We start from the raw sequence: 24,806 nt of genomic DNA on the forward strand, positions 1-24,806 counted from the left end.
ACTACTCGGCCGGGGGAGTGGCGGCCGGATCCTTAGAGGGGGCCAGCGGCTCCTCCTCGACGGGACGCTTGCGAGCCCGCAGGATGCGCTTGCCGATCTCCGAGATGATCGGGAGCACCGACACGAAGACGATGAGCAGGAAGATGTAGTCGACGTTGTCGCGGATGAACGCGATCTGTCCGAGGAAGTAGCCGAGCAGGGTCACGCCCGCGCCCCAGGCCACCGCGCCGACGATGTTGTAGGTCAGGAAGACGGGGTACCGCATCCGGGCGGCGCCCGCGACGAGCGGCGCGTAGGTACGGACGATCGGGACGAAGCGGGCCAGGATGATCGTGACCGGGCCGTGCTTCTCGAAGAACTCGTGGGCCTCGTCGATGTAGACCTGTTTGAGGACCTTCGCGTTCGGTGTGAACAGCGTGTACCCGAGTTTCTTGCCGATCCAGTACCCGACCTGGTCACCGAGGAATGCGGCGATCGGGATGGTCACCAGCAGCACCCACAGCGGCGCGAACGGCTCGATGTCGGCCGACTTCGCGGCGACGATCAGGCCCGCGGTGAACAGCAGGGAATCGCCCGGGAGCAGCGGGAACAGCAGACCCGACTCGATGAACACCACCAAGAGCAGACCCGCCAGCATCCAGGTGCCGAACGAGTTGAGGAGGTTGACCGGATCCAGGAATCCCGGCAGAAGAGCCAGGTTGGTGGTCGTGGTGGCAAGTGCTGAGTCGATCACGGGAACCCAGAGTACCTGCGCGGGCGAGGAGGGTGGAATCGCGCGGGAACGGCGTCGGTGCGCCGCCCGGGAGCGATCAGCCCGCAGCCCCGGCGGGCCGGCCGTTCGACGAGCCGAGTCTGCGTTGGACGAGCGCCACCGCGCCGACGATCGCGGCACCCAGGACGAACATGCCCAACGCCCCCGGCCAGTCGTCGCCGATGGGCATCGGCGCACCGTCCGCCGGGTCCTGCCATGGCCACAGGGCTCGTAGCGAACCCAGCAGCAGCCGGCGGCGCCGACCATCGCCAGGCTGTGGTGTGTGCGCAGCAGCCACTCGAGAGCCTGGACGAACGAGGCGAGGCCCACGACGGCGCCGGCGGCGAAAACCCCCAGATACATGAGGTCGCGGTCGTCGACGGCGGCCAGCGTCGGTGCGTAGAGACCGATCACGAGCAAGAAGAACGAACCCGAGACGCCCGGCAGGACGAGTGCGCAGACCGCGACCGACGCCGCGAAGAAGACCGCCACGAGCGGCGGATCGGACACCTCGGACCGCGGCAGCGACGTCAGCACGAACACGAGTACGGCCATCATCACGAACGTCAGGACGGCGGACAGTTTCGACGAGGTGGTCGTGAACGTACCGCGCGGGATCTCCTGGAACGGGATGGCCACCGACACCGCGATCATGCCGATGAACAGAGCCCGGGAGTGCACCGGCTGCTCGGTGACGAATCCCTCCATCACGCCGGCGATCGAGAACACCGCGATCGCCATTCCCGCCAGAACCGGGACCATTAGCCACCAGTCGACCCGGTTGGCATCGTCGGATCGGACGCCCCGCAGGCGACGTGCCGGGAACGTCGTCGCCGCCTTCGCCGTCGCGATGAGCCGGTCGTATATGCCGGTGATCAGGCAACGGTGCCGCCGGAGACTCCCGGGATGGTCTCGGCCACGCCGATGAGGGCACCGCGGCCCACATCTGAGGCCACGGTGACCGCCGACGGTCGGGGGGACGGGTTGTCAGCGGGCGGGGAGTCGTCGGACCGGACCGGAGAACGTGAGGCTGCCACACCGAGATCCTATCGATGTCTCTCGGTGCAGGTCCGGGCCCGAATGGTGGGCGCACCGGCCGGTGTGGCACCTGCCATACTGAGGGAAGTCCGGCCGCGGGAAGTCCGGCTGCTCGCCACGGCGCATCAACCGTGGGCGAGAGAACCCGAACACCAGAGCACATCAACACCCTGGAGGATTCGTCGATGCCCATTGCAACCCCGGAGCAGTACGCCGAGATGTTCGACAAGGCGAAGAAGGGTGGTTACGCATTCCCCGCGATCAACTGCACCTCGTCGTCGACCATCAACGCCGCGATCAAGGGCTTCGCCGACGCCGGCAGTGACGGCATCATCCAGTTCTCGACCGGTGGTGCCGAGTTCGGTTCGGGCCAGGGCGTCAAGGACATGGTGACCGGTGCCGTGGCACTCGCCGAGTTCGCACACGTCGTCGCCGCCAAGTACGACGTCCTCATCGGCCTGCACACCGACCACTGCCCCAAGGACAAGCTGGACACCTACGTGCGTCCGCTGCTGCAGATCTCGCAGGAGCGCGTCGACGCCGGCCGCAACCCGCTGTTCCAGTCGCACATGTGGGACGGCAGTGCCGTGCCGCTCGACGAGAACCTGGAGATCGCCAAGGAGCTCCTCGCCAAGGCGGGCGCGGCCAACATCATCCTGGAGATCGAGATCGGCGTGGTCGGCGGTGAAGAGGACGGCGTCGAGAACGAGATCAACGACAAGCTGTTCACCACCCCCGAGGACTTCGAGAAGACCATCGAGGCACTGGGCGCCAGCGACTCGGGCAACCGCTACCTGCTCGCCGCCACCTTCGGCAACGTCCACGGCGTCTACAAGCCGGGCAACGTCAAGCTGCGTCCCGACGTGCTGAACACCGGCCAGGAGGTCGCCGCCAAGAAGCTGGGTCTGGCCGATGGTGCCAAGCCCTTCGACTTCGTCTTCCACGGCGGCTCGGGCTCGCTGAAGAGCGAGATCGACGAGGCGCTCAGCTACGGCGTGGTGAAGATGAACGTCGACACCGACACCCAGTACGCCTACACCCGTCCGGTCGCCGGCCACATGTTCGGCAACTACGACGGCGTCCTCAAGGTCGACGGCGACGTGGGCAACAAGAAGGTCTACGACCCGCGCAGCTGGTCGAAGAAGGCCGAGGCCAGCATGAGTGAGCGCGTCGTCGAGGCGTGCAACGACCTCAAGTCGAACGGCAAGTCGCTGACCGCCTGATCGTCTGACACAAGTTCTGCCCGCACCCCCGCGAGGGTGCGGGCAGAACTGTTTTCGAGCCCTGGTCGGACTCGACGTGGGGTCGTCCGGCGGTGACCTCACGCCGGGGAGGTGAACGGCCGCAGCGCGTCAGGAGGTGAGCAAACCGACCATCACCGCCACCGCCAGCGCGATCATCACGAGCGCGGAGACGAGGACCGCGGGATCGGTGCGTGAACCGGACCCCGAGCCGGCGCGTGCACCGGTGCTCCGGGGATGCGTGGGCCGGATACGCCGCGACGGACCGCTCGACACGGGCGGAGGTGTGGGGCGCCGAGGGGTGAAATAGGCGGGGACATCCGACGGCCGATCCCGCTGTTCCGGCGGGCCGTCATACCGGACCGCATCCGGGACATGCTGCGGCGGCGGGGGTGTGGTCGACGGGGGACCCCACCCCTGACCGCCGGTCACGTGGGGTTGCACACCTTCCAGTCATCACCCTCGCGCTGCAGGTTCAGCGTCACCGTCTCGGGGGCGTCCGGGGCACTCGTGTGTACCGCGACGACCTCCACCACGGCCAGCTCGCCGCCCTCGACCACTCGGACGGCGTTGATCGCCTGGGTCTGGACGAGCTCGTTGCGTGCCTTCTGTGCGTCGTAGGTCTTCTGGTAGGCGGCGTCGTCGAAGTCCTCGTAGAAGGCATGGAGCTCGCCACACGTGACCGAACGCAGGGTCTCGAGGTCGCCCTCGTACAGCGCGGTCGTGTAGTCGAGCGCCACCTCGGCGGCCTCGTCGGCCGGCGGGGTCGCCGTCATGTTCTGGTAGGCGAAGATGCCGCCGATGACCGCCGCGATCACCACGAGGATCGCGGCGACGGCGATCAGTGGGCCCTTGCCGCGCTTCTTGGTGGTCTTGGTCGGCTTGCTGCCGGGGATGACCTGCGGCTGTTGTGTCGTGGTCGTCCACTCGCCGGTCGACGGCGCAGGGACCGCGGGCTCGGGGACGGTGTCGGTGCGCTCATCCGGCGTCGCAGCCTTCGCGCCGGCCGCGGCTGCTGCACCGGCGGCGGCCGCTGCCGGGATCACCTTCGTGGTGGCATCGGAGTCGTCGGCCGGCTCGTTTTCCGGCGTGGCCGTCGCGGGGTCGTCCTCGCCCTTCGCCAGCGATATCGCCTCGGTCGGGGCGTCGGCGGCCGGTGCCTCGTCGTCGGTCGCGGTGGTGCCTGCGTCTCCGGCCTCGGCCTCTTCGACTTCGGCGCCCCCGGACTCCGCGCCCCCGGACTCCGCACCCTCGGACTCCGCACCCTCGGGTTCGGTCGGCTCGTGCTCCGCTTCGGGTTCCTCTGCCTCGACCCCGTCAGTGGCGTCGGAGGGCTCCTCGGTCGCGATGGCGGCCTCGTCGGCGGGCTCGGCAGCCTGTTCGGCTTCGGCGTCGGTGTCCTCGGCCTCGCCTGCCGCAGGGGCGGATTCGGCCTCGCCGTCGGCGACGGAATCCTCGGACTCGGCTTCCGCGCCGGCCTGGTCGGTGACATCCTCGCCCGTGGTCTCGTCGTCGTCGCCGGCCACGGCAGCACCGGCGGCTGACGCACCCACGGCGCCCGCCGCGACGGCGGCGGCAGCTGCGCCCGCGCCGGACTCGTCGGTGACGTCGGGCTCGGCGGCTTCGGCGGTTTCCGACTCGGCGTCAGCCGAGTCCGACTCGACCGCGTCCGAGTCCGTGCCCGGCTCCTCGGCATCCGCCGGCTCGGCGGCCTCGTCCAGCGCCGAAGGCTCATCGGCCACCGGCTCGGTGGCTTCCTCGGCATCTGCCTCGGCATCTGCCTCAGCCGGCTCGGGCGCCGCAGAGGTCGCGTCGATGTCGTCGAGATCTTCGAGTTCGCTCGGGTCGGGGAGATCCTCGCGGCGGATCACGGTGGTCTTGGAGTCGCTCGGACCCAGGCGGGCGGGCTTGCTCTCCGGCTCGGCCGGGGTTTTTTCGGCGTCGGATGTGTCGGCATCGGGAGTGTCCGCGGCGTCGGTGCCGAGGGGATCGATCGAGTCCAGATCCTCGAGATCCTCCAGCGACGGCAGGTTGTCCCGGCTGATGATCTGGGTCGCACCGTCGATCCCGCGCCCGCCCTTCGGCTTCGGAGCCTTGGCCGAGGCCTTCTTCGCGGGGGTCTGGGCATCAGAAGCGTCGGTGCCGGTGTCTGCCGCGTCGTCGGCTTTGTTCTCGGCGGTGTCGTTCTGGGTGGGATCGTCCACGGCTGGCTCGTGGCCCTCTCTGCTGGTGCTCTGGTTCTCGGCGTCGTCGCCGGTCGGAACAGTATCCGGGGTGATGTCCGCGATGTCCGGACGAGATCGGGAATTCTGGCCGGATTTCGTTGCGGGTGGCCTCGACGGGGCGGTGCCCGGTGTGTCGCCGGGGCCTGCGTCGGATCGGCCGGTGAGCTCCCGACCCGCGTCCGCGCCACCAGGAGCGGACGCAGCGGGCCCGGCGCCGGCGCCCGGTCGGCCGCTCCGCCGTGAGCGACGTTCGTCCCGGGCCTGGCGCAGCGTCGAAAGTGCTTTGGTGACAGCAGCTCTCGGCTTGTCGGATCGAGCCATCGACTGATCACCCCGCATTCTGCCCATCGCATGGTTTCGGTCCGGCCACCGAGTAGCTCGGCGACAGGACCGATTGCGCCATTCACCCTAGCGAATCGTCGGCAGGTCCAGCACTACGGCGTTCGGTCGATGCGGTCACAGGAGCGGGCTCGATGCTTGAATGGGTACATGACGTCTTTCGGAGATCTCCTCGGCCCGCAGCCGGTTCTGCTCACCGGCGACGACGACGCCGAGTCGGACCTGCTCAACGGGGCCGTCCCGGCCGAGGTCGCGGCCGCCCATCCCACCGCCTCCATCGCCTGGGCGTATCTCGCCGAGGCGGCGCTCGCAGCCTCGACCGCAGCCGGCGAGGCCGGCGACACCGGTGCCGTCATCGCCGCCTACGCCTACGCGCGGACCGGCTACCACCGCGGGCTCGACCAGCTGCGTCGTCACGGATGGAAGGGCTTCGGTCCCGTTCCGTGGAGCCACGAACCCAACCGCGGATTCCTGCGATGCGTCGGTGCCCTTGCCCGGGCCGCGGAACTGATCGGCGAAGAGGACGAGCACCTGCGTTGCCTCGACCTCCTCAACGACAGCGATCCCAGGGCGGCCACCGAGCTCGGCCTGGTCTGACCGACCCGCGACTCGTCGAATGTCGGCAGCCGCGAGCGACTCGTTCCCGCGCAGGGTCTACGACTCCCTGCCCGGTGCGCTGAAACGACGCCTCCGTCGACTCCGGGTCTCCCTGGTTCCGATCGTCCAGTGCGCACTCGCCGCGGGCCTCGCGTGGTGGATCGCGATGCACGTGTTCGATCACCCGGACCCGTTCTTCGCGCCGATCGCCGCGGTGATCTCACTCGGGTTGGGCCTCGGGCGGCGCTGGCGCAGGTCGGTCGAACTCGTCGGCGGTGTCGCGATCGGCATCCTCGTCGGCGATCTCTTCATCGGTGCTGTCGGAGAGGGTGCCTGGCAGATCATCGTGGTGGTCGTGCTGGCGATGGCACTCGCCGTGCTGCTCGACGACGGCCCGCTGATCCCGATGCAGGCGGCGTCGTCGGCCGTCCTGGTCGCGACACTCCTGCCGCCCGGCGGCGTCGCCGGATTCCACCGGGCCATCGACGCGTTGATCGGTGGGCTCGTCGGAATCCTGGTGGGCGCACTCTTTCCCGTGAATCCCGCGGCACGGGCGCGCGAGGATGCCGCGGGGGTACTCGTCACGGTTCGTGATGCGGCGCGGTCGGTCGCCGCGGGTTTGCGTAGCGGAGATGCGGAGACGATCGCCGCCGCGCTCGAATCCGCACGCGGTACCCAGTCGGCGATCAACATGATGCGGGCCGACATGTCCGGGGGCAGAGAGGTCACCCGGATCTCCCCGTTGTACTGGAGTTCTCGAACCCGCCTGGACCGGCTGGTCGCCACGGCCGATCCCATCGACAATGCGGTCCGCAACCTGCGGATCATCGCGCGGCGATCGCTCGCCATCACCCAGCGCGGGGAGACGGTGCAACCGGCGCTGATCGACATCATCGACGACATCGGGGGCGCCTTCGAGGTCCTGCGGGCGATGATGATGGCCGATCCCGGCGACGATCCCGATCCGGTGGAGGCGGCCCGCGTCGTCCGGTCCATCGTCCGCAAGGCGCGCATCGAGCTGGCCGCGAACAGCGATCTCTCCGAGGCCGCGTTGCTCGCGGAGATCCGCTCCCTCCTCGTCGACCTGCTGATGATCGCCGGGCTGCGGCGCTCCTCGGCGCTGGCGACCCTGCGGAGCTGACGCGCGCCGGTGTTGCCTCATATGCAGACTTCTGCATATATTGACCGCCATCATGGGTCATTCACACTCGCATTCCCACACCCCCGGGACAGGCGTCGCGGGGGAGCGGCGGCTGTGGCCGATGGTGCTGGCGGTCGCGCTCATCGGCGGATTCTTCGTCGTGGAGCTCGTCACCGGCATCCTGGTCAACTCGCTCGCGCTGATCGCCGACGCGGGGCACATGCTCACCGACGTCGTCGCACTGATCATGGGCCTGATCGCGCTGCTGCTGGGTCGTCACGGCCGCACCACCGACGCCCGTAGCTTCGGCTGGCATCGGGCCGAGGTGTTCACGGCCGTCGCCAATGCGGTCCTGCTCATCGGGGTCGCGGCCTTCGTCCTGATCGAGGCCATCGAACGAATCGGCAACGATCCCCAGGTCCCCGGGCTGACGCTGATCATCGTGGCGCTGCTGGGCCTGGCGGTGAACCTCGTCGTGATGCTCCTGCTCCGTGCCGACGCGAAAGAGTCCATCGCCGTCCGCGGCGCCTACCTCGAGGTCCTGGCCGACGCCGTCGGCAGCGTCGGGGTCCTGATCGCCGGCATCGTCGCGCTGACCACCGGCTGGGGCTATGCCGACATCGTGGTCGCGGTCCTCATCGCCCTGTGGGTGGTGCCGCGTGCGCTCCGGCTCGCGATCGACGCGCTGCGCATCCTCAACCAACAGGCGCCGGCGCACATCGACGTCGAGTCCCTGCGCTCCGATCTCGCCGGAATCCCCACCGTCGACGATGTCCACGACCTGCACGTCTGGACGCTGACCACCGGCATGGACGTCGCCACCGTGCACCTGGGCAGCACCCGGCCCAACTCCGAGGTGCTGCCCGCCGCGCAGGCGATCCTGGCGCGCCACGGGCTCGAGCACGCCACGGTTCAGGTGGACAACGACGATCAGGGACGATGTCGTGACGAGATGACGTGGTGAGCCCGCGTCGATGAGCCGAAAATGTCGGTTATGCCTTAAATTCGCCGCATGGAACGACGCGACTTCCTCGCGATACTCGCGGCTGGCACGGTGGGGGCCCTGACCGCGAGCACTATGACGGGGTGCGCCTCGCCGGTCCCGGCCGCCGAGATCACGCCCTCGACCCCGCCCACACCGACCACCCCGTCAGTGCCCACTTCGATCGCGCCGTCGCTGTCACCGGCAGGTTTGCTGCCCCCGGCGGTGGGCACGCGCCGCCCGCTGCCCGCCGCACCGATCACCGGTCTGCCGGGCAAGGGCAGGCACATCGCCCTCACGGTCGACGACGGTGCCAGCTCCGACGTCATCGGCGCCTACGTGAAGTTCGCCCAGGACACCGGCGCTCGCTTCACCTTCTTCGTCACCGGATCGTTCGACGGCTGGACCGACCACCGCGCGGAACTGCGGCCGCTCGTCGAATCCGGGCAGATCCAGCTCGGCAATCACACCTGGACGCATCCGGCGCTCACCGAGCTCTCGGCGAAGGGCATCGCCGACGAACTCGGCCGGACCAAGCGGTTCCTGAAGAACCAGTACGGCGTCGACGGCACGCCGTACTACCGGCCGCCCTTCGGTTATCACAACGCGTCGGTCGACGCGGTGGCCGCCGACCTCGGCTACACCATGCCGACGCTCTGGTACGGCTCACTGTCGGACTCCGGCCTCATCACCGAGAAGTACCTCGTGCAGTGCGCGCGCAAGTACTTCCGGCCGCAGACCGTCGTGATCGGCCACGCCAACCACGATCCCGTCACCAAGGTCTATCCGAAGCTCGTCGACATCATCCGTCAGCGAAAGCTGCGCATGGTGACCCTCGACGACTACTTCGCGTCCTGATTCCGCGGAACGGCACACGCCGTCGGCGCGCAAGTGGGCGGCGGTTTTCGCTCACGCTGATTCGTAGTCGACGAGGCACGGTGGGTCGCCGATACCGTGGGGCCGGTCATGGCCTCTTCTCTGCAGACCTCCGCGTCCCCGACGGCTCACGAGACCGACGCCGAGCGCCGCAAGCGACTCCGCACGGTCGTGGCCGCGAGTCTCCTCGGCACCACGGTCGAGTGGTACGACTTCTTTCTCTACGCGACCGCCGCGAGCCTGGTGTTCAACCAGTTGTTCTTCCCGGACCAGAGTTCCTTCGTCGGGACCCTGCTGTCGTTCGCGACCTTCGCGGTCGGCTTCGTCGTCCGGCCGATCGGTGGCGTGATCTTCGGGCACATCGGCGACCGGATCGGCCGCAAGAGGACCCTCGCGATCACGATGGTCATGATGGGCATCGCGACTGCGCTCATGGGTGTGCTGCCGACCGCGGAGGCCGTGGGGGTCGTCGCCCCGATCCTCCTTCTCCTGCTGCGCATCGTGCAGGGCTTCGCGCTGGGCGGCGAGTGGGCCGGGGCCGTGCTGCTCGCGGTCGAGCACAGTCCCGATCGCAAGCGGGGGCTGTTCGGCAGCATCCCGCAGGTCGGGCTCGCCCTCGGTCTCGCCCTCGGCACGGGTGTGTTCGCCCTGCTCCAGGTCGCGCTCGACGACGACGCGTTCCTGACGTACGGCTGGCGCATCGCCTTCCTCGTGAGCATCGTGCTCGTGGTCATCGGATTCGTGGTGCGGCTCAAGGTCGACGAGACGCCGGCCTTCGCCGAGGTCGCCGAACTCGCGCAGAAGTCGACGGCGCCGATCCGGGAGGTCGTGCTCCCGCCGAACACCCGCAACACCGTGCTGGGGCTGCTCGCACGCTGGGGTGAGGGGTCGGCGTTCAACACGTGGGGCGTGTTCGCGATCGCTTACGCGACCAGCGAACTCGACATGGAGAAGGTCCCGGTCCTGGTGGCCGTGACCATCGCCTCGCTCGTGATGGCGGTGCTCCTCCCGGTCTCCGGGAAGCTCACCGACCGGTACGGCGCCAAACCGGTCTACCTCGCCGGCATGACCGCCTACGGGCTGTCGGTCTATCCGGTGTTCGCCCTGTTCGGCACCGAGAACCTGGTCTGGTTCACCGTCGCGCTCGTGATCGTGTTCGGCGTGATCCACGCCCTCTTCTACGGCGCGCAGGGCACGCTGTTCGCGAGTCTGTACCCGACCCGGGTCCGCTACACCGGTTTGTCGGTGGTCTACCAGTTCTCCGGCATCTACGCCTCGGGCCTGACCCCGCTGATCCTGACCGCACTGATCGGTGCAGCCTCCGGGTCGCCGTGGCTGGCCGCCGGCTATCTCGCGCTCACCGCGGTCATCAGCGTCGTGGCGACGTCGCTCATCCGTCGCGAAGACCTGCACCTGACGACCGGCAAGGACGCCCAGATCGAGGCCGCCGGCAACCAGACCACCCCGACGCCGGCGCCGATCCCGGTCGGCTGACGGGGTTTTCGTTCAGGGGCGGACGAGTAGCAGATCGGTGACGTGGCGGTAGAACGTCGACCGCTTCAGCACGCGTTCGTTCACCACGCCCTCACGTTCGACCACGATGTTGGTGCCGCCGGTCTGCACCGCGCGGCCGGCGAACCACTTGCCCGGCAGCAGGAATCGCTCGACCTGGGCGCGCAGGCCGGGGGCGTCGAGCGTGGGTTCGATGAGCACCGAACGGACTTCGCCATCGAAGAGCCGTTCGCTGTCGACGTAGGACTCGCCGTGTAGCTTGGCGCCCTCGGCGCCGAGGTGGCGCGCGCTGCCGAAGATGACCGTCGCGGCGTCGTCGCGGATGAGGGGAACCGGACTCGCGGTGCCGTTCTCGGCGAGCTCACGCGCGGCCGGCCCATGCGGAAGGCGGTATCGGCGTGTCGCCGCGGTCGCCTCCGCCGAGACGTACGCCACTTCCACGTCGAGCCGCTCGGAGGTCATGAGGGCGGCGACCACCTGATCCAGGAAGGTGTCGGCCTCCTCGGCGAGGGTGGGTGCGAAGCGTTCGGCCACACGAGGTTCGACGATGAGGCGCGTGACGGCGGAATCGGACAGGGCGTCGGCCACGGCGGCGCGGATCGCCTTCTTGTCGTCGGCGCGACCGGCTTGGGTGATCAGGGCGAAAGACACGCGGATAGGGTATCGGGGGCGTGAACACAGTAGTGTTGGTGAGGTTTGTTCTGATCAGTTCAAGCGCGCCACACGAAGGAGTACCTGAATCATGGCCGCGATCGTGCTTATCGGCGCCCAGTGGGGCGACGAGGGCAAAGGGAAGGCCACCGACCTGCTCGGCGGCCAGATCAACTGGGTTGTGCGGTATCAGGGCGGCAACAACGCCGGCCACACCGTCGTACTCCCGTCCGGTGAGACCTTCGCCCTGCACCTCATCCCGTCCGGCATCCTGACCCCCGGCGTGCAGAACGTGATCGGCAACGGCGTCGTCGTCGACCCGGGTGTGCTGCTCACCGAACTCGGCGGACTCGAGGACCGCGACGTCGACACCACCGGTCTGCTGATCTCGGCCGACGCCCACCTCCTGATGCCGTACCACGTGGCCATCGACAAGGTCACCGAGCGCTTCCTCGGCAACAAGAAGATCGGCACCACGGGTCGCGGCATCGGCCCCTGCTACCAGGACAAGATCGCCCGCGTGGGTGTGCGCGTCGCCGATGTGCTCGACGAGAAGATCCTCACGCAGAAGGTCGAGGCTGCCCTCGAGCTGAAGAACCAGATCCTGGTCAAGATCTACAACCGCAAGGCCCTCGACCCGGCGCAGGTCGTCGACGAGGTCCTCGGTCAGGCCGAAGGCTTCAAACATCGCATCGCCGACACCCGCCTGCTTCTCAACCAGGCCCTCGAGCGCGGCGAGACCGTGCTCCTCGAGGGTTCGCAGGGCACGCTGCTCGATGTCGACCACGGCACCTACCCGTACGTGACCTCGTCGAACCCGACCGCCGGCGGCGCCGCCGTGGGCGCGGGCATCGGCCCCAACAAGATCACCACGGTCCTCGGCATCCTGAAGGCCTACACCACGCGCGTCGGCTCGGGCCCGTTCCCGACCGAGCTGTTCGACGAGTGGGGTGCCTACCTGGCGAAGACCGGCGGCGAGGTCGGCGTCACCACCGGCCGCGCGCGCCGTTGCGGCTGGTTCGACGCCGTGATCGCCCGCTACGCCACCCGCGTCAACGGCATCACCGACTACTTCCTCACCAAGCTCGACGTGCTGTCCAGCATCGACACGATCCCGATCTGCGTCGCCTACGAGGTGGACGGCGAGCGCATCGAGGACATGCCGATGACCCAGACCGGGTTCCACCACGCCAAGCCCATCTATGAGGAGATGCCCGGCTGGTGGGAGGACATCTCCCAGTGCAAGACCTTCGAGGAACTGCCGCCGAACGCGCAGAACTACATCCTTCGGCTCGAAGAGCTCTCCGGCGCCCACATCTCGTGTATCGGCGTCGGTCCGGGGCGCGAGCAGACGATCGTGCGTCGCGCGATCGTCTGACCTGTCGCTTCCTGATCCGAAAGAGCGCAACGCACCCAGCTCCTCTGCCTGATGGGAAAGAGCGCGACGCACCCAGGCCCGCTGCCTGAGGTGCGAGGAGCGCAAGCGACCTGCCTCGAAGGCCCGGTGAGACACCGTCGCTCACCCAACCACCGGTCGACGTCAACCCGACCTGCAGACTTCGATCGACGTCTGCCGGTCGAGTTGAGGTTCGGGGGTCAGGTAGCGGAGCCGGGTGCTCGCGTTCTTTCGGGATCAGGAAGCAACCCATCCGATCCCTGAGGAGCCCCGGAGCTTGCGAAGGGGCGTCACGAAGGGTCCGGCAGCCACGCCCCGTGCAGTCCGGCGGGAACGCGGATCGGTAGGTCCACGGTGGCGATCGGGCCGTCCTGCGGCGCGTCGGCGCTGAGCAGGTAGAAGTGCGAGGTCATATCGGTCGGGTCGGTGCCGATGGCACCCCAGTAGTCGCGTTCGGCGCCCGGGATGTAGATCGGTTCACCGATCGCGGCACCCGGGGTCCAGACCGTCTCCGTCCCGGCTGCGAGGTCGTGGAACCACAGGCTGTCGAGATCACCGCTGTCTCTGGGGCCCTTCGCGACGCTGGCGATGCGGTGATGTTCCCGCGTCAGCATCCGGTCGTCGATGCGCGGGAACTCCATGTCCGGTTCCGAGCTGTTCAGGACGGTCTTGGTGATCCCGGCGTCGGGACGGATCACCGCTCGCGTCAGGGACGACGCCGCTGGTGTGGGCTGGTCGGAGAACCCGCCGGGGTAGGTCCATTCCACGTAGTCGACGGTGACCGAACCGTCGGGATTGTCGAAGGCGTTGGCGAAGTGCCAGACCCAGAACGGGTCGGCGTCGATCCAGCGCACCGCCGTGCCGTCCCGCGGGATCAGCGCGATGCGGGTCCCGCGCCGGGGTTGCCACGACAACAACGACCCGCCGCTCATCACCGACTCGATATCGAAGATCAGCGGGCACACGAACAGCACGACGTACCGGCTGGTCAGTGCCATGTCGTGGATCATGATCGGGGCGTCGATGCCGTCGACCGGGGTCGGTGTGCGGATCGCCCGGCCGTCCGGGCCGACGACGGCCCAGGTCAGGTACGGCGCCTCGAGTACGTAGTTGAACAGCACCATCTCCCCGGTCGACGGATCGATCTTCGGGTGCGCGGTGCTGCCGACGAACATCGCACCGTCACAGTCGGTGCGGGCCAGCGTCGCGAGATCCTCGGGAGCGAGCTGATAGGGCCGGTCGGCCTCGGCCATCGCCAGCAGCCGCCCGCCGTGCCGCACGATGTTGATGTCGGGCAGCTCGCGGGTCGTCCCCGCCAGCTCGTCGCCGACCTTCGCCGCCGACGGTGTGTAACCGTCGGTGATACCCGACCAGATGGCATGTCCGGCAGCCTCTTCCGTGAGCACCATCGGGGTGCGGACGAAGCGGTTGCGATACGACGCGCGGCCGCCGTCGAGGCTGATGCGATGCACCATCGCGTCCCCGTCGATCGGATAGACATACGAACCGATCGGGTCGAAGCGCATGTTGGGCCCGTTCCGCAGGTAGCTGCCCCGCAGGTCGGCCGGGATCTCGCCGCTCACCGGTAGGTCGACGGCGTCCACCTCGTCGCGCTGCGGGGCGAAGACGCCGGTGAGGAACGGGTTGCGGGACATGTCGACCGGAGCAGGGCGGGTCGGGACATCGGATGCGGTCATGGCGCTGCTTTCGGCGAGCCGTGGATGACGATGATCTCGGTTCAGGTTAGGGCGTTGACGCAGGTCGCGTCCGTCGATCGTCCGGTTCGTCCCGAATCGGCGGGGCCAGAGACGGGCGATCGACGCGGTCGTCGTGATTAGCTTGGGCATGCGTTCGAGGCGGGGGAGCCGCGACTACGGGTCGATTCTGCTCGGCTCGGTCGAGGAGAGCGGGGTCAAGCAGCGTGTCCGTATCCAGACGCTGCTGACGTCCTCGATCGTGGTGGCGAACATCTTCGGCGCGGTCGTCGCGACCGCCCTGGCCGCCGTGGGCATCCCGCAACCGACGGTCTTCACCGCCGAACTGTGGTGGGTGAACTACATCGCCGTACCCGTGTACATCCTCGGCGCGTTCGTGATCGGGATCGGTTGGGGCACCCTGGTGGGCGTCCGGAACCTCCGGTGGGCCATCCGGGACGAGGCCCCGACCAAGCGCGACGCACGCCGGACGATGCGCCTGCCGTGGCGGCTGTCGCTGGTGCAGGGCCTGCTCTGGGCGGGCGCCACGGTGATGCTGACGATCATGTACGGCGTCGTCGACCCGCAGCTGATCCCCAAGACGCTCTTCGTCGTCGGCATGAGCGGCGTCGTGGTGGTGGGGATCTCCTACCTCTTCATCGACTTCACCCTGCGGCCCATTGTGGCCGAACTGATCTCGGCCGGATTCCACCGCCGTAAGCGCACCGGTGTGAAGTCACGGGCGGTGGTGTCGTGGATGGTCGGTTCGGCGATCCCGATCATCGGCATCCTGCTGGTCGTGGCGTTCGGGGTGGGGCGCGACGAGACGTCCAAGCTCGATCTCTTCATCGGGGTGACGGTCCTGGGCCTCACCGCCCTGTTCACCGGTCTTCTGCTGACCCTGCTCTCGTCGATGAGCATCACCGGGCCGATCGGCTCGGTGCGTTCCGGGATGAACCGCGTGACCTCCGGCGATCTCGAGAACGCGACCTCGTCGTCTACGACGGCACCGAACTCGGTGACCTGCAGGTGGGTTTCAACTCGATGGTGTCTGGGCTGCGCGAACGGGAACGGATGCGCGACCTGTTCGGGCGTCACGTCGGCCGCGAGGTCGCGGAAGCGGCGTTGTCGTCGGACCCCGAACTCGGCGGTACCGAGCGGGTGGCCGCCGCCCTCTTCGTCGACGTGATCGGCTCGACGACCCTTGCCGCGCAACGCCGTCCGACCGAGGTCGTGGAGATCCTCAACAAGTTCTTCGCCGTCATCGTCCGGGCCGTCGAGGACAAGGACGGGCTCGTCAACAAGTTCGAGGGCGACGCGGTCCTGGCGATCTTCGGCGCACCCATCGAACTCGACGACCCGGCCGGCGCGGCACTCGCGGCCGCGCGGCGCATCGTCGCCGACCTCGCGGTCGAGGTGCCCGAACTGTCCGCGGGGGTCGGGGTGAGTTACGGGACCGTCGTTGCCGGAAACGTCGGCGCCATCGAACGTTTCGAGTACACGGTGATCGGCGACCCGGTGAACGAGAGTGCGCGGCTATCCGAACTCGCCAAACGCGACCCGTCGAGTCCGCTGGCATCGGGGCGCGCGGTCGAGGCCGCCGACCCCGCCGAGGCCCGTCGCTGGACGCAGCAGGAGACCCTGCCGTTGCGCGGCCGGACGGCCGAGACGGTTGTCTACGCGGCCGCCGCGGGGGAGGACACGGCGACCGCGGAGAAGACGACCGGGAAGAAGACGGCGGCCAGGGAGAAAGCGACCGCGGAGACCGAGACCGGTTAGGTGCTCAGATGGCGTCTTCGGAGCTGATGAGGATGCCGTCGGGGCCGACGATGCTCAGGCCGAGCCCGTCGAAGACCGAGTACTTGTACCCGTTGTTGTAGGCGACGTAGTAGTAACGGCCGCTGCCGTTCTCCTGCTCGAACACCCCGGAGACGGGGATGCACAGGGTGTTGCCGGAGCTGCGTGCGACGCCACGGTATTCGAGGTCACCGTTGCCCCACTGGCAGATGGTCGCCGCCGACTTCGCGGTCACGACCGAGGTGACGGTGTACTGATCGGCGTCGCACGACGGTGTGACCGGGGCCGCGGTGGCCGTGGAGGTGCCGACGGCGAGTGCGCCGGCGGCGAGGACGAGTGTTGCGCCGGCCGTAATCAGGCGGATGTGCGTTGCTGTCATGAGAACCGAAGCTAGAGCAGAGTTTTCGTCTGCAACATGGGTAGAACTCCCCGCCATCGTTCGGACGGATGACCCTTCGATACGCCCTCCGCAGGCTCCGGGCTGCTCACGGAGCAGAGTCAGACGCCGCGGTCGCCCTGTCCCTCGGCGAAGTCCAGGCGGCGCAGTGCGATTCGGAGGACCTCGTCGTCGATGCGGCCGGCGTCGCGTTCGGCGATGAAGACCTTGCGTTGCAGGTGCAGGAGTTCGGTGCGGATCCGGGAGCCGGCGGCGGTGGGGCTCTCGCCGATCGTCTCGGGGCCACGGCCGAGTTCCTCCCACGCCACATCGCGCTGAGAGGTGATCCACTTGCGCATGAGGACCACCTGCATCCGCCTGGGATCGTCGTCGGCGAGGCCGGCGGCGATCTCCTCGAGTCGATGCTCCGCCTCCCGTGAGGCCCGGTCCTGGGCGGCGGCGTAGGCGAGACGATCCTGCGCGCGCTCGTCGCCGGTGACGCCGAGCTTCCGGATCACCCAGGGCAGGGTGGTGCCCTGGATCAGGAGGGTGCCGACCACGACCACGAACGTCAGGAGCAGGATCTCGGCGCGCGCCGGGAAGGGTTCGCCGGATTGGGTCGTCAACGGGATGCCGAAGGCGGCGGCGAGCGAGACCACTCCGCGCATCCCCGCCCAGGAGACGACGAAGACGGAGGCCGGCGTCGGGCGCGGATCGGGGCCGAGTCTTCCGCGGAAGATGACACCCGGCAAGTAGGCCGCCGGGTAGACCCAGAGGAACCGGATGACGATCGTGGCGGTGAGCACCGCGGCCGCGTCGATGGCGACCTGAACCCACGATTCACCTTCGACACCCTCGATGATGAACGGCATCTGGACGCCGATGAGCAGGAAGACGAACGATTCGAGGATGACGTCGATGGACTTGCGCACCGCTTCGTCCTGGAGTCGGGTGGCATAGCCGAGGCGGACCGAACGCTGACCGAGGAACAGTCCGGCGGTGACCACGCCGATCACGCCCGAGCAGTGCAGTTGTTCCGCGACGAAATAGGTGGCGAACGGCACCATGATCCCGATCGCGGTCTCCATCGGAGGGTCGGTCAACCAGATCCGCACCCACGAGACGGCCACGCCGAAGAGGAGCCCGACCACGAGTCCGCCGACCGCCGCGACGGCGAAGGTCAGCAAGCCCTCGCTCAGTGAGGCGGTCAGGCCGATGGCGGCGGCGAGGGCGATCCGGAACGCGGTCAGCGCCGTGGCGTCGTTGAGGAGACTCTCCCCGCCGAGGAGCGTCATGACCGGCCGCGGGAGTCCGAGGCGACGGCCGATCGCCTGCGCCGACACCGCGTCCGGAGGAGCGACCACGGCTCCGAGCACGAGTGCCGCGGACAGTGGGAGGTTGGGGACGGTCAGATGGGCCACGAACCCGACGACGACCGTCGTCACGAGTGGCAGACCCACGGCGAGTGCCGCGATCCCTCGCCAGCGTGCTCGGATCGCCTGGTAGGAGCTCTCCTGGGCGGCGGAGTACAGGAGCGGCGGCAGGATGAGGAAGAGCACGAGTTCGGGGTTCAGCTCGGGCGTCGGCAGACCGGGAATCCAGCCGATGGCCAGGCCGACGGTGACCAGGATCAGTGGCGAGGACAGCCCATGGCGACGGCAGAGTGCGGCGACCGCCAACGCGACGACCGCGATGACCAGAAGCGATGCACTCATCCGAGCGACTGTAATCGCGACAGGCGCCGTTGATAATGGTGAACATGCAGATCTTCCGTCGATCCTCGTCCCGCGGCGACGCCTCGTCGGGGCCGGCACCCGACGCCGACGACGCGTCGGTTCCGTCCGCGCGCTGCCCCGAGCTGGCCGCGGTCGCGGGTGAATCGATACCCGTGCCGGAACCCGCGGCGGGCGAGAAGCTCGGCTGCGAGGGCTGCGTGGCGATCGGGGAGGATCATTGGGCGCACCTGCGGATGTGCCTGCGATGCGGGTACATCGGGTGCTGCGACTCCAGTCCGCGCCGGCATGCGACCGCGCACTTCCACGACACCTCCCATCCGGTCATGCGGTCCGCCGAACCAGGCGAGAGCTGGAGGTGGTGTTACGTGCACGAGGTCATCGGTTGAGAGCCGCACCACGACACCGCGCAACCGGGTGTCACCGTGGCCGAACCCGGACCGACGACAAGTAGGATTTGGGAATGACGTCGAACAGCGAGAGCGCGACCAGCGCGGATCAGCCGGCGCCGACGATCGGCCCGCCGGATGTCATCGGCACGCCGCTGAGTCCGACGGCGACCAAGGTGATGGTGCTCGGTGCGGGCGAACTCGGCAAAGAGGTCGTGATCGCGTTCCAGCGTCTCGGCGTCGAGGTCGTCGCCGTGGATCGCTACGCCAACGCGCCCGGCCAGCAGGTCGCGCACCACGCGGAGGTCATCGACATGACCGACCCGGAGGCGCTGCTCGCCGTCATCGACAAGCACCGGCCCGCCTATGTGGTGCCGGAGATCGAGGCCATCGCGACGGAGGCCCTCGTCGATGTCGCCGAGCGGGGCCTCGCCGAGGTCATCCCGACCGCGAGTGCCGTCGTCGCCACGATGAACCGCGAGGGCATCCGACGCCTCGCCGACGAGGAACTCGGCCTCCCGACGTCTCCGTATCTCTTCGCCGACACCCTCGAGGAACTGACGGTCGCCGCCCGGCAGATCGGCTTCCCGTGCGTCGTGAAGCCGGTGATGTCCTCCTCCGGCAAAGGGCAGTCGGTCCTGCGCGGACCCGACGACGTCGCGTCGGCGTGGGAGACCGCGAACACCGGCGGCCGCGTTCAGGGCAACCGCGTCATCGTCGAGGGATTCATCGAATTCGACTATGAGATAACGCTTCTCACGGTGCGCGCGATCGACCCGCGAACCGGGTTGCTGACGTCGCACTTCTGTGCCCCCATCGGTCACCGGCAGATCAACGGCGACTACGTCGAGAGCTGGCAGCCGCACGAGATGAGTCCGGATGCGCACGCCTCCGCGACGTCGATCGCGGCCCGCATCGCCACCGCGCTCGGTGACGGAAAGCTCGCCGGCCGTGGCGTTTTCGGCGTCGAATTGTTTGTCCAGGGTGACGACGTCTACTTCTCCGAGGTGAGTCCGCGTCCGCACGACACCGGTCTCGTCACCATGCGACCCAGCGGCTGTCGGAGTTCGAGATGCACGCCCGCGCGATCCTCGGCCTGCCCGTCGACGTCACCCTTGCGTCGCCCGGCGCGTCTGCGGTGATCTACGGACAGCTCGACCAGCCCGCCATCGGATTCGAGAACGTCGCCGCGGCACTCGCGGTGCCCGAGACCGACATCCGCCTGTTCGGCAAGCCCGAGAGCTTCCATCGCCGGCGCATGGGTGTGGTCACCGCGACCGCCGACGACGTGCCCGCCGCCCGCGAGCGCGCCGTGCGTGCGGCCTCGCTGGTCTTGCCCGTGCCGGGTCGGGCCGCCGTCCGCAAGGCGACGGTTCTGCCGCCGCCGGCCCGCCCGCACCGCCGCGCCGTCCCGGCCCCAGCCCGGACACGCCGGCCCGCCGCCCGGGCCCGTCGGTCCTCCGCCGGGGTCGCCGGACCCCGCCCGGTCGTCCCGTCCCGCCGCCCGGTCGTCCCGTCCCGCCACCCGGCCGGCCGGTACCGCCGCCCGGCCCGCGTCCGGCTCCCCGACCCGCCGGCGGTTCCGCCGGACCCGGAGGTCCCGGAGGTCAGCGGCCGATCGCACCTCCCGGGGCACCCCGTCCCGCAGGTCCTCCCCGTCCGGCGGCCCCGGGACAGTCCCCGGTCATGGCGTCGCTGGTGAAGACCGGCGATCCCGCCGACGAGCCGGCCCCCCGGTCGCCCGTCGCGGGCGAGTGACCGGGCGTCGAACAGGTGCCGCTCTGGGGTGAGCTGCTTGTCGCGGCCGTCATCTTCGTCGGTCTGGTCGGGATCGTCGTCCCGATCCTGCCGGGAACGCTGCTGATCGCCTCCGCGCTCCTCGTCTGGGCGATCGTCGTGGGCGGTTGGGCCTGGTCGGTGTTCGCCGCGGCCCTCCTCGCGCTCGTGGTCGGCGAGGTGATCAAATACCTCGTCGCCGGAAAGTCGTTGCGCACGGACGGTATTCCGAACCGGACCGTCGTGGTCGGCGGTCTCGTCGGGATCGTCGGTTTCTTCGTCGTGCCCGTGATCGGTCTGCTGCTCGGCTTCGTCGTGGGTGCGGTGGCCGCCGAACTCGTGCGTACCCAGAGTCTCGAGTTGGCTTGGCGCGGCGCGGTGGCCGCACTCAAGGCGGCGGCCAAGACGATCGGCATCGAACTGCTCTTCGCGCTCGTCGCCACCAGCATCTGGACGGGTGGCGCATTCGTCTGGTGAGGCCCGTTCTCCGAGAACGGGATACGCGCGACCTCCGCGTGCCAGAATGGCGCCTGTGCGCATCGGGATGACGATGCCCGTGATGGAGCCGGACCTCGACGCAGGAACGCTCCACTCATGGGCCACCACCATTGACGACGGCCCGTTCAGCTCCCTGTGCTGGGGTGAGCGGATAGCGTTCGACAACCCCGAATGCCTGACGTTCCTCGGTGCGGCAGCCGCGTGGACCCGGCGCGTGCCGTTGGTGATGACCGTCGTCGTGCCCCAGCTGCACGACCCGGTCATGCTCGCGAAGGCGCTGGCCACCGGAGACATGCTGTCGGAGGGCCGGCTCACCGTGGCGCTCGGGGTCGGCGGCCGACACGAGGATTACCGGGCCGTCCGCGCCGACCCGTCCACCCAGACCATGCGGCAGCTCGCCGAACGTGCCGAGACGATGAAACGGGTCTGGGCGGGCGAGAAGCTGACCGAGTCGGTGCTTCCGGTCGGACCGCTGCCGCATCGCAAGGGCGGTCCGTCGCTGCACGTCGGGACCACCGGGCCCAAGACGATCCGCAGCGCCGTCGACTGGGCCGACGGCATCGCCGGGGTCACCCTCGATCTCGACGCGTCGAAGCAGAACGAACTGTTCGACGTCGCGCGTTCGGCATGGGCCGAAGCCGGGCGTCCCGCACCGCATCTCGCGACGTCGTTCTGGTTCGCCATCGGCGAGGGCGACGCACCTCGGGCGCAGGTGACCCGGCACCTGCACCACTACATGAACTGGATTCCGACGGAGTTCGTCGACGCCATCGCACCCACAACGGGGTGGTCGGGTACCGAGGCCGAACTCGGGGAGGTGCTGCGCCGCTTCGCCGACGTCGGCACCGACGAAGTGCAGCTCATCCCGACGAGTTCGGACCCCGACCAGCTCCGACGCGCGGCGGACGTCGCCGCAGCGTTCACCTGATCTCCCCCGAAAACGACATTGCGGCAGTTGATTCCGGAATCCGGAACCAGCTGCCGCAAGTCCTCGGTGATCAGTGGGAGGCGTCTGCCCCGGGCTTGAGCATCACCAGGCACAGCACGGCGGCTGCCGCAGTGAGGATGCCCGAGAAGATCAGGCACAGCTGCATACCGTCGAGGAAGGCGTCGCCCACGGCGTTCATGACAGTCGGGGTGTCCGCGCCGAGATCGAGACCTGTCACCGCACCGAGGCCCTGACCGTCCACCGCGTCGACGACGCGCTCGCGCATCTCGCCGTCGACACCCGCGTCGGCGAGCTGCCCGGGCAGCGAGTCCACCGCGCCCGCGGTGAGCAGGGCGCCGAGGACGGCCGGACCGAGCGCGCCGCCGACCTGACGGAAGGCGTTGTTGCCGGCCGCCGCCATGCCCGCAAGCCGATAGGGCACCGCGGAGACCGCGGTCGCGGTCATCGGGGCCATCACGAAGCCCATACCCAGGCCGAGGACGACCAGGCGCCACCCGATCGCGGCGAACGAGGTGCCGGCATCGATGGTGAGCAGCGCGAACTGCGCCGCCGCGACCGCGGCCAGACCGCCGCCGATCAGGAAACGCGCCTGAACCTGGTGCATCATCTTGCCCGCGAGCGCACCCACGATCATGGATGCGCCGTTCATCAGCGCGAGGCGCCAGCCGGCCTCGATGGTGCCGAGCTGCTGCACCATGCCGAAGTACATGCTGAGCACGAAGATGAAGCCGATCAGCGACAGGAAGCTGATCATCGCGATCAGCGTGGTGACGGTGAAGGCGCGGCTGCGGAACAGTGCGAGGTCGAGCATCGGGCTGTCCGAACGGCGCTCGACCGCAACGAAGGCCGCACCTGAGAGAACCGCGATGATCAGGGCGGTGATCACGCGGGGGTCGCCCGGTCCGTTGACGCCGGCCTCGATCACGCCGAAGACCAGTGCGGTGACCGCGACGGCCGCGGTCACCTGACCGGGCCAGTCGAGACGTCGGGTGTGCGGGGCACGCGACTCCGGAAGCGCCGTCAGGGCGATCGCGAAGGCGGCGACGGCGAACGGGATGGGCAGCACGTAGATGAAGCGCCAGCCCATGTTCTCGGCCACCGGTCCGGCGATCAGCGGACCCACGGTGAGCGCCAGCATCAGCGACGAGGCCCAGATGCCGATGAACTTTCCGCGTTCACGGAAGTCGGGGACCGCGTGGCTGATGAGCGCAAGGGTCGTCGGCAGCAGCGCGGCGGCACCGGTGCCCGCCAGGGCCTGTCCGACCCACACGAACTCGATCGACTGCGCGGAGAGCGCGACGACGGCACCAAGGGTGGACAGCACGAGACCGGTCAGATAGACCTTGCGGCGGCCGTGGACGTCGCCGAAGACGCCGGCGGTCAGGATGAATGCCGCCATCGGCAGCACGAAGGCGTCCTGCACCCAGGACAGCTGCGCTGTCGATGCGCCGAGGGCGTTGCCGATCGCCGGCAGGCTGACCGCGACGCTGGTGATGGGCAGGTAGGCCACGAAGACGCCGAGGCAGGCCATCACGATGGTGGCCGTCCGGTGCTCCGGGGGAGCGGGAAGGGTGGTGGACGTGGTGGTCACGCACTCTCGCTTTCGATGTCGGGGGTGACCGGGCACGGCCCGGTGATCGGACGCGACCACGGGTCGTCGTCTCGGGAGGGGCCTCGGCGATGCGATGGTTGCCGCGCGATGAAGCGCAGAACCCAATTGTCCGGTGCACGTGTACAAAAACGGCAGCCGGATCACTCTGTGCGGAACATTTGTCGGTTGAGGTAATGATCACGCGTAGTATTCCTCCATGATGGACGACACCGACGGAACAATCCTCCGCGCTCTCCAGGTCTATCCGCGGGCATCGTTCCGCCTGCTCGGCGAGGTCGCCGGGATCTCCGAGCAGACCGCGGCGAGGCGGTATCAGGCCCTGCGTCGCGCCGGGGTGACCAGAGTCGTCGGCGTCGTCCGGCCGGCGGTGCGTGGCGATGCGGAGTGGGTGGTGCGCGTTCGGTGCCGTCCGGACCGGCTGGAACCGCTCGCCGCGTCCCTCGCTCGGCGCCGAGATGTGGTCTTCGCCTACGTCGTCTCCGGCGGAACCGAGATCGTCTGCATCGTCCGGGCACCGATCGTGGCCGTCGGCGACGATGCGCTGCTGGCGGCGCTGCCGTCGCGTGCGGCGGTCCTCGACCTTCGCGTCGATCTCCTGTTGCACGCATTCAACCCGGGTTCGGCGTCGAAGTGGACCGGTTTCGGCGGGTGCCTGCCGGAGGAGTCCCGGGCGCTGGTGGCCGCGGCGGCCTCCGGTGCCGCCGGTGTCGAGGAGGAGGCGGTCGACGGCGGGGCCGTCGAGAACGCGCGCCTGACCGACGACGACGCGCCGCTCATCGCCGCGCTGACACAGGACGGCCGTCTGCCGCATCGGGAGCTGGCACGTGTCTGCGGGTGGACGGTGGGGCGTGTGCGTCGACGGTTGCGGACGCTGGAGCAGGGCGGCGCACTGCAGTACGACGTCGAGATCCTGCCCGAGCGACTGGGTTTCGATCTGAGTGCCACACTGTGGCTCGAGGTGTCGCCGGGCGCGATCGATGCGGTGGGTGAGGCGGTCGCCGCGCACGACGAGGTGGCGTTCGCGGCCGCGATCAGCGGCGAACACAACCTCATGGTCTCGGTGATCTGCCGGAACGCCGACGATTTCTACCGCTATCTGCGCACCAGAATCGGTGCGATGGAAGGGATTCTTGGCTACTCGGTCAGCATCCGTGTCCGGCGGCTGAAGCAGAACGCGTCACTCGTGGTGCAGGGGCGGCTGATTCAGCCCGTCTGACCCCGATTGGCCTCGGT

Annotated in this window: 22 protein-coding genes and 2 pseudogenes; 14 read left to right on the forward strand and 10 right to left on the reverse strand. The window is 68.8% G+C overall.

The window, feature by feature from the left end:
- Nucleotide 1 precedes the first annotated feature (1 nt).
- The 3 genes and pseudogenes from BJF87_RS01690 to BJF87_RS26510 all read right to left on the reverse strand — a co-directional run bounded on the left by BJF87_RS01690 (nt 2) and on the right by BJF87_RS26510 (nt 1,788).
- Nucleotides 2-733: a VTT domain-containing protein gene (locus tag BJF87_RS01690; protein ID WP_035754555.1), complete on the reverse strand. Its 732-nt coding sequence runs from the start codon at nt 731-733 to the stop codon at nt 2-4.
- Nucleotides 734-1,063: 330 nt separating this feature from the next.
- Nucleotides 1,064-1,630: pseudogene (locus tag BJF87_RS26505) on the reverse strand (DUF368 domain-containing protein); the annotation flags it as partial.
- Nucleotides 1,627-1,788 carry a hypothetical protein gene (locus tag BJF87_RS26510; protein ID WP_262338836.1) on the reverse strand — a complete coding sequence of 54 codons (162 nt, stop codon included), beginning with the start codon at nt 1,786-1,788 and terminating at the stop codon, nt 1,627-1,629. The gene BJF87_RS26510 and the pseudogene BJF87_RS26505, both read right to left, overlap by 4 nt.
- Before the next feature lie 186 nt (nt 1,789-1,974).
- Between BJF87_RS26510 and fbaA the strand changes: the two genes are divergently transcribed.
- Entirely contained in the window at nt 1,975-3,012 is a 1,038-nt protein-coding gene (fbaA, locus tag BJF87_RS01700; protein WP_006360991.1) for a class II fructose-bisphosphate aldolase, read from the forward strand.
- 129 nt (nt 3,013-3,141) lie between these two features.
- On the opposite strand, the gene BJF87_RS01705 is transcribed toward fbaA, so the two are convergent.
- Together BJF87_RS01705 and BJF87_RS01710 are read right to left on the reverse strand one after the other, a co-directional pair.
- Nucleotides 3,142-3,462, reverse strand: coding sequence for a hypothetical protein (locus BJF87_RS01705; RefSeq protein WP_006360992.1), 321 nt, complete (start codon nt 3,460-3,462; stop codon nt 3,142-3,144).
- On the reverse strand, nt 3,459-5,576 hold the full coding sequence (locus BJF87_RS01710) for a hypothetical protein (RefSeq protein WP_075862556.1): 2,118 nt from the start codon (nt 5,574-5,576) through the stop codon (nt 3,459-3,461). The genes BJF87_RS01705 and BJF87_RS01710 overlap by 4 nt, the downstream gene beginning before the upstream one ends.
- A 168-nt stretch (nt 5,577-5,744) precedes the next feature.
- On the opposite strand from BJF87_RS01710, the gene BJF87_RS01715 reads away from it, so the two are divergent.
- From BJF87_RS01715 to BJF87_RS01735, 5 genes are all read left to right on the forward strand, one after another.
- On the forward strand, nt 5,745-6,191 hold the full coding sequence (locus BJF87_RS01715; protein WP_006360994.1) for a DUF3151 domain-containing protein: 447 nt from the start codon (nt 5,745-5,747) through the stop codon (nt 6,189-6,191).
- A gap of 19 nt (nt 6,192-6,210) precedes the next feature.
- Nucleotides 6,211-7,332 carry an aromatic acid exporter family protein gene (locus BJF87_RS01720; RefSeq protein ID WP_006360995.1) on the forward strand — a complete coding sequence of 374 codons (1,122 nt, stop codon included), beginning with the start codon at nt 6,211-6,213 and terminating at the stop codon, nt 7,330-7,332.
- A 52-nt stretch (nt 7,333-7,384) separates the two neighbouring features.
- Complete coding sequence (locus BJF87_RS01725) at nt 7,385-8,296, forward strand: cation diffusion facilitator family transporter (protein WP_040004414.1); 912 nt, start codon at nt 7,385-7,387, stop codon at nt 8,294-8,296.
- A 48-nt stretch (nt 8,297-8,344) separates the two neighbouring features.
- Nucleotides 8,345-9,172, forward strand: coding sequence for a polysaccharide deacetylase family protein (locus tag BJF87_RS01730; protein ID WP_006360997.1), 828 nt, complete (start codon nt 8,345-8,347; stop codon nt 9,170-9,172).
- Between the two features lie 108 nt (nt 9,173-9,280).
- Nucleotides 9,281-10,684 carry an MFS transporter gene (locus tag BJF87_RS01735; RefSeq protein ID WP_075862541.1) on the forward strand — a complete coding sequence of 468 codons (1,404 nt, stop codon included), beginning with the start codon at nt 9,281-9,283 and terminating at the stop codon, nt 10,682-10,684.
- Nucleotides 10,685-10,696: 12 nt separating this feature from the next.
- Here BJF87_RS01735 and BJF87_RS01740 read toward each other — a convergent pair whose 3' ends face one another.
- Nucleotides 10,697-11,353, reverse strand: a complete 657-nt coding sequence (locus BJF87_RS01740) for a hypothetical protein (RefSeq protein WP_035754567.1) — start codon at nt 11,351-11,353, stop codon at nt 10,697-10,699.
- A gap of 91 nt (nt 11,354-11,444) precedes the next feature.
- Here BJF87_RS01740 and BJF87_RS01745 point away from each other — a divergent pair, with 91 nt between their 5' ends.
- Nucleotides 11,445-12,731 (forward strand): adenylosuccinate synthase, encoded by a 1,287-nt coding sequence (locus tag BJF87_RS01745; protein ID WP_006361000.1) that lies wholly within the window; start codon nt 11,445-11,447, stop codon nt 12,729-12,731.
- A 308-nt stretch (nt 12,732-13,039) separates the two neighbouring features.
- Here BJF87_RS01745 and BJF87_RS01750 read toward each other — a convergent pair whose 3' ends face one another.
- On the reverse strand, nt 13,040-14,446 hold the full coding sequence (locus BJF87_RS01750) for a carotenoid oxygenase family protein (RefSeq protein ID WP_075862557.1): 1,407 nt from the start codon (nt 14,444-14,446) through the stop codon (nt 13,040-13,042).
- 148 nt (nt 14,447-14,594) lie between these two features.
- On the opposite strand from BJF87_RS01750, the pseudogene BJF87_RS01755 reads away from it, so the two are divergent.
- Nucleotides 14,595-16,222, forward strand: a pseudogene (locus tag BJF87_RS01755) (adenylate/guanylate cyclase domain-containing protein).
- A 4-nt stretch (nt 16,223-16,226) separates the two neighbouring features.
- Here the strand turns inward: BJF87_RS01755 and BJF87_RS01760 are convergent.
- Together BJF87_RS01760 and BJF87_RS01765 are read right to left on the reverse strand one after the other, a co-directional pair.
- A complete protein-coding gene (locus BJF87_RS01760; protein ID WP_006361003.1) occupies nt 16,227-16,619 on the reverse strand; it encodes a hypothetical protein in 393 nt (130 codons plus the stop codon).
- Between the two features lie 119 nt (nt 16,620-16,738).
- On the reverse strand, nt 16,739-18,331 hold the full coding sequence (locus BJF87_RS01765) for a Na+/H+ antiporter (protein WP_006361004.1): 1,593 nt from the start codon (nt 18,329-18,331) through the stop codon (nt 16,739-16,741).
- A gap of 44 nt (nt 18,332-18,375) precedes the next feature.
- On the opposite strand from BJF87_RS01765, the gene BJF87_RS01770 reads away from it, so the two are divergent.
- The 5 genes from BJF87_RS01770 (at nt 18,376) to BJF87_RS01785 (ending at nt 21,940) form a co-directional block, all read left to right on the forward strand.
- A complete protein-coding gene (locus BJF87_RS01770; protein ID WP_040004425.1) occupies nt 18,376-18,738 on the forward strand; it encodes a UBP-type zinc finger domain-containing protein in 363 nt (120 codons plus the stop codon).
- Between the two features lie 74 nt (nt 18,739-18,812).
- Nucleotides 18,813-19,880 (forward strand): formate-dependent phosphoribosylglycinamide formyltransferase, encoded by a 1,068-nt coding sequence (gene purT / locus BJF87_RS26515; protein ID WP_262338837.1) that lies wholly within the window; start codon nt 18,813-18,815, stop codon nt 19,878-19,880.
- Nucleotides 19,811-20,440, forward strand: coding sequence for a hypothetical protein (locus tag BJF87_RS26520; RefSeq protein ID WP_262338838.1), 630 nt, complete (start codon nt 19,811-19,813; stop codon nt 20,438-20,440). Before purT ends, BJF87_RS26520 begins: the two co-directional genes overlap by 70 nt.
- 71 nt (nt 20,441-20,511) lie before the next feature.
- A complete protein-coding gene (locus BJF87_RS01780) occupies nt 20,512-20,991 on the forward strand; it encodes a DUF456 domain-containing protein (RefSeq protein ID WP_006357054.1) in 480 nt (159 codons plus the stop codon).
- A 46-nt stretch (nt 20,992-21,037) separates the two neighbouring features.
- Nucleotides 21,038-21,940, forward strand: a complete 903-nt coding sequence (locus BJF87_RS01785; RefSeq protein WP_006357053.1) for an LLM class flavin-dependent oxidoreductase — start codon at nt 21,038-21,040, stop codon at nt 21,938-21,940.
- Nucleotides 21,941-22,010: 70 nt separating this feature from the next.
- Here the strand turns inward: BJF87_RS01785 and BJF87_RS01790 are convergent, their stop codons facing one another.
- Nucleotides 22,011-23,492, reverse strand: a complete 1,482-nt coding sequence (locus tag BJF87_RS01790) for an MFS transporter (protein WP_281430803.1) — start codon at nt 23,490-23,492, stop codon at nt 22,011-22,013.
- A gap of 280 nt (nt 23,493-23,772) precedes the next feature.
- Between BJF87_RS01790 and BJF87_RS01795 the strand changes: the two genes are divergently transcribed.
- Nucleotides 23,773-24,789: an Lrp/AsnC family transcriptional regulator gene (locus BJF87_RS01795; RefSeq protein ID WP_081474296.1), complete on the forward strand. Its 1,017-nt coding sequence runs from the start codon at nt 23,773-23,775 to the stop codon at nt 24,787-24,789.
- The last annotated feature ends 17 nt before the right edge of the window (nt 24,790-24,806 follow it).

This window comes from Gordonia sp. CNJ-863, assembly GCF_001942325.1.
GTDB classification, from domain to species: domain Bacteria; phylum Actinomycetota; class Actinomycetes; order Mycobacteriales; family Mycobacteriaceae; genus Gordonia; species Gordonia alkanivorans.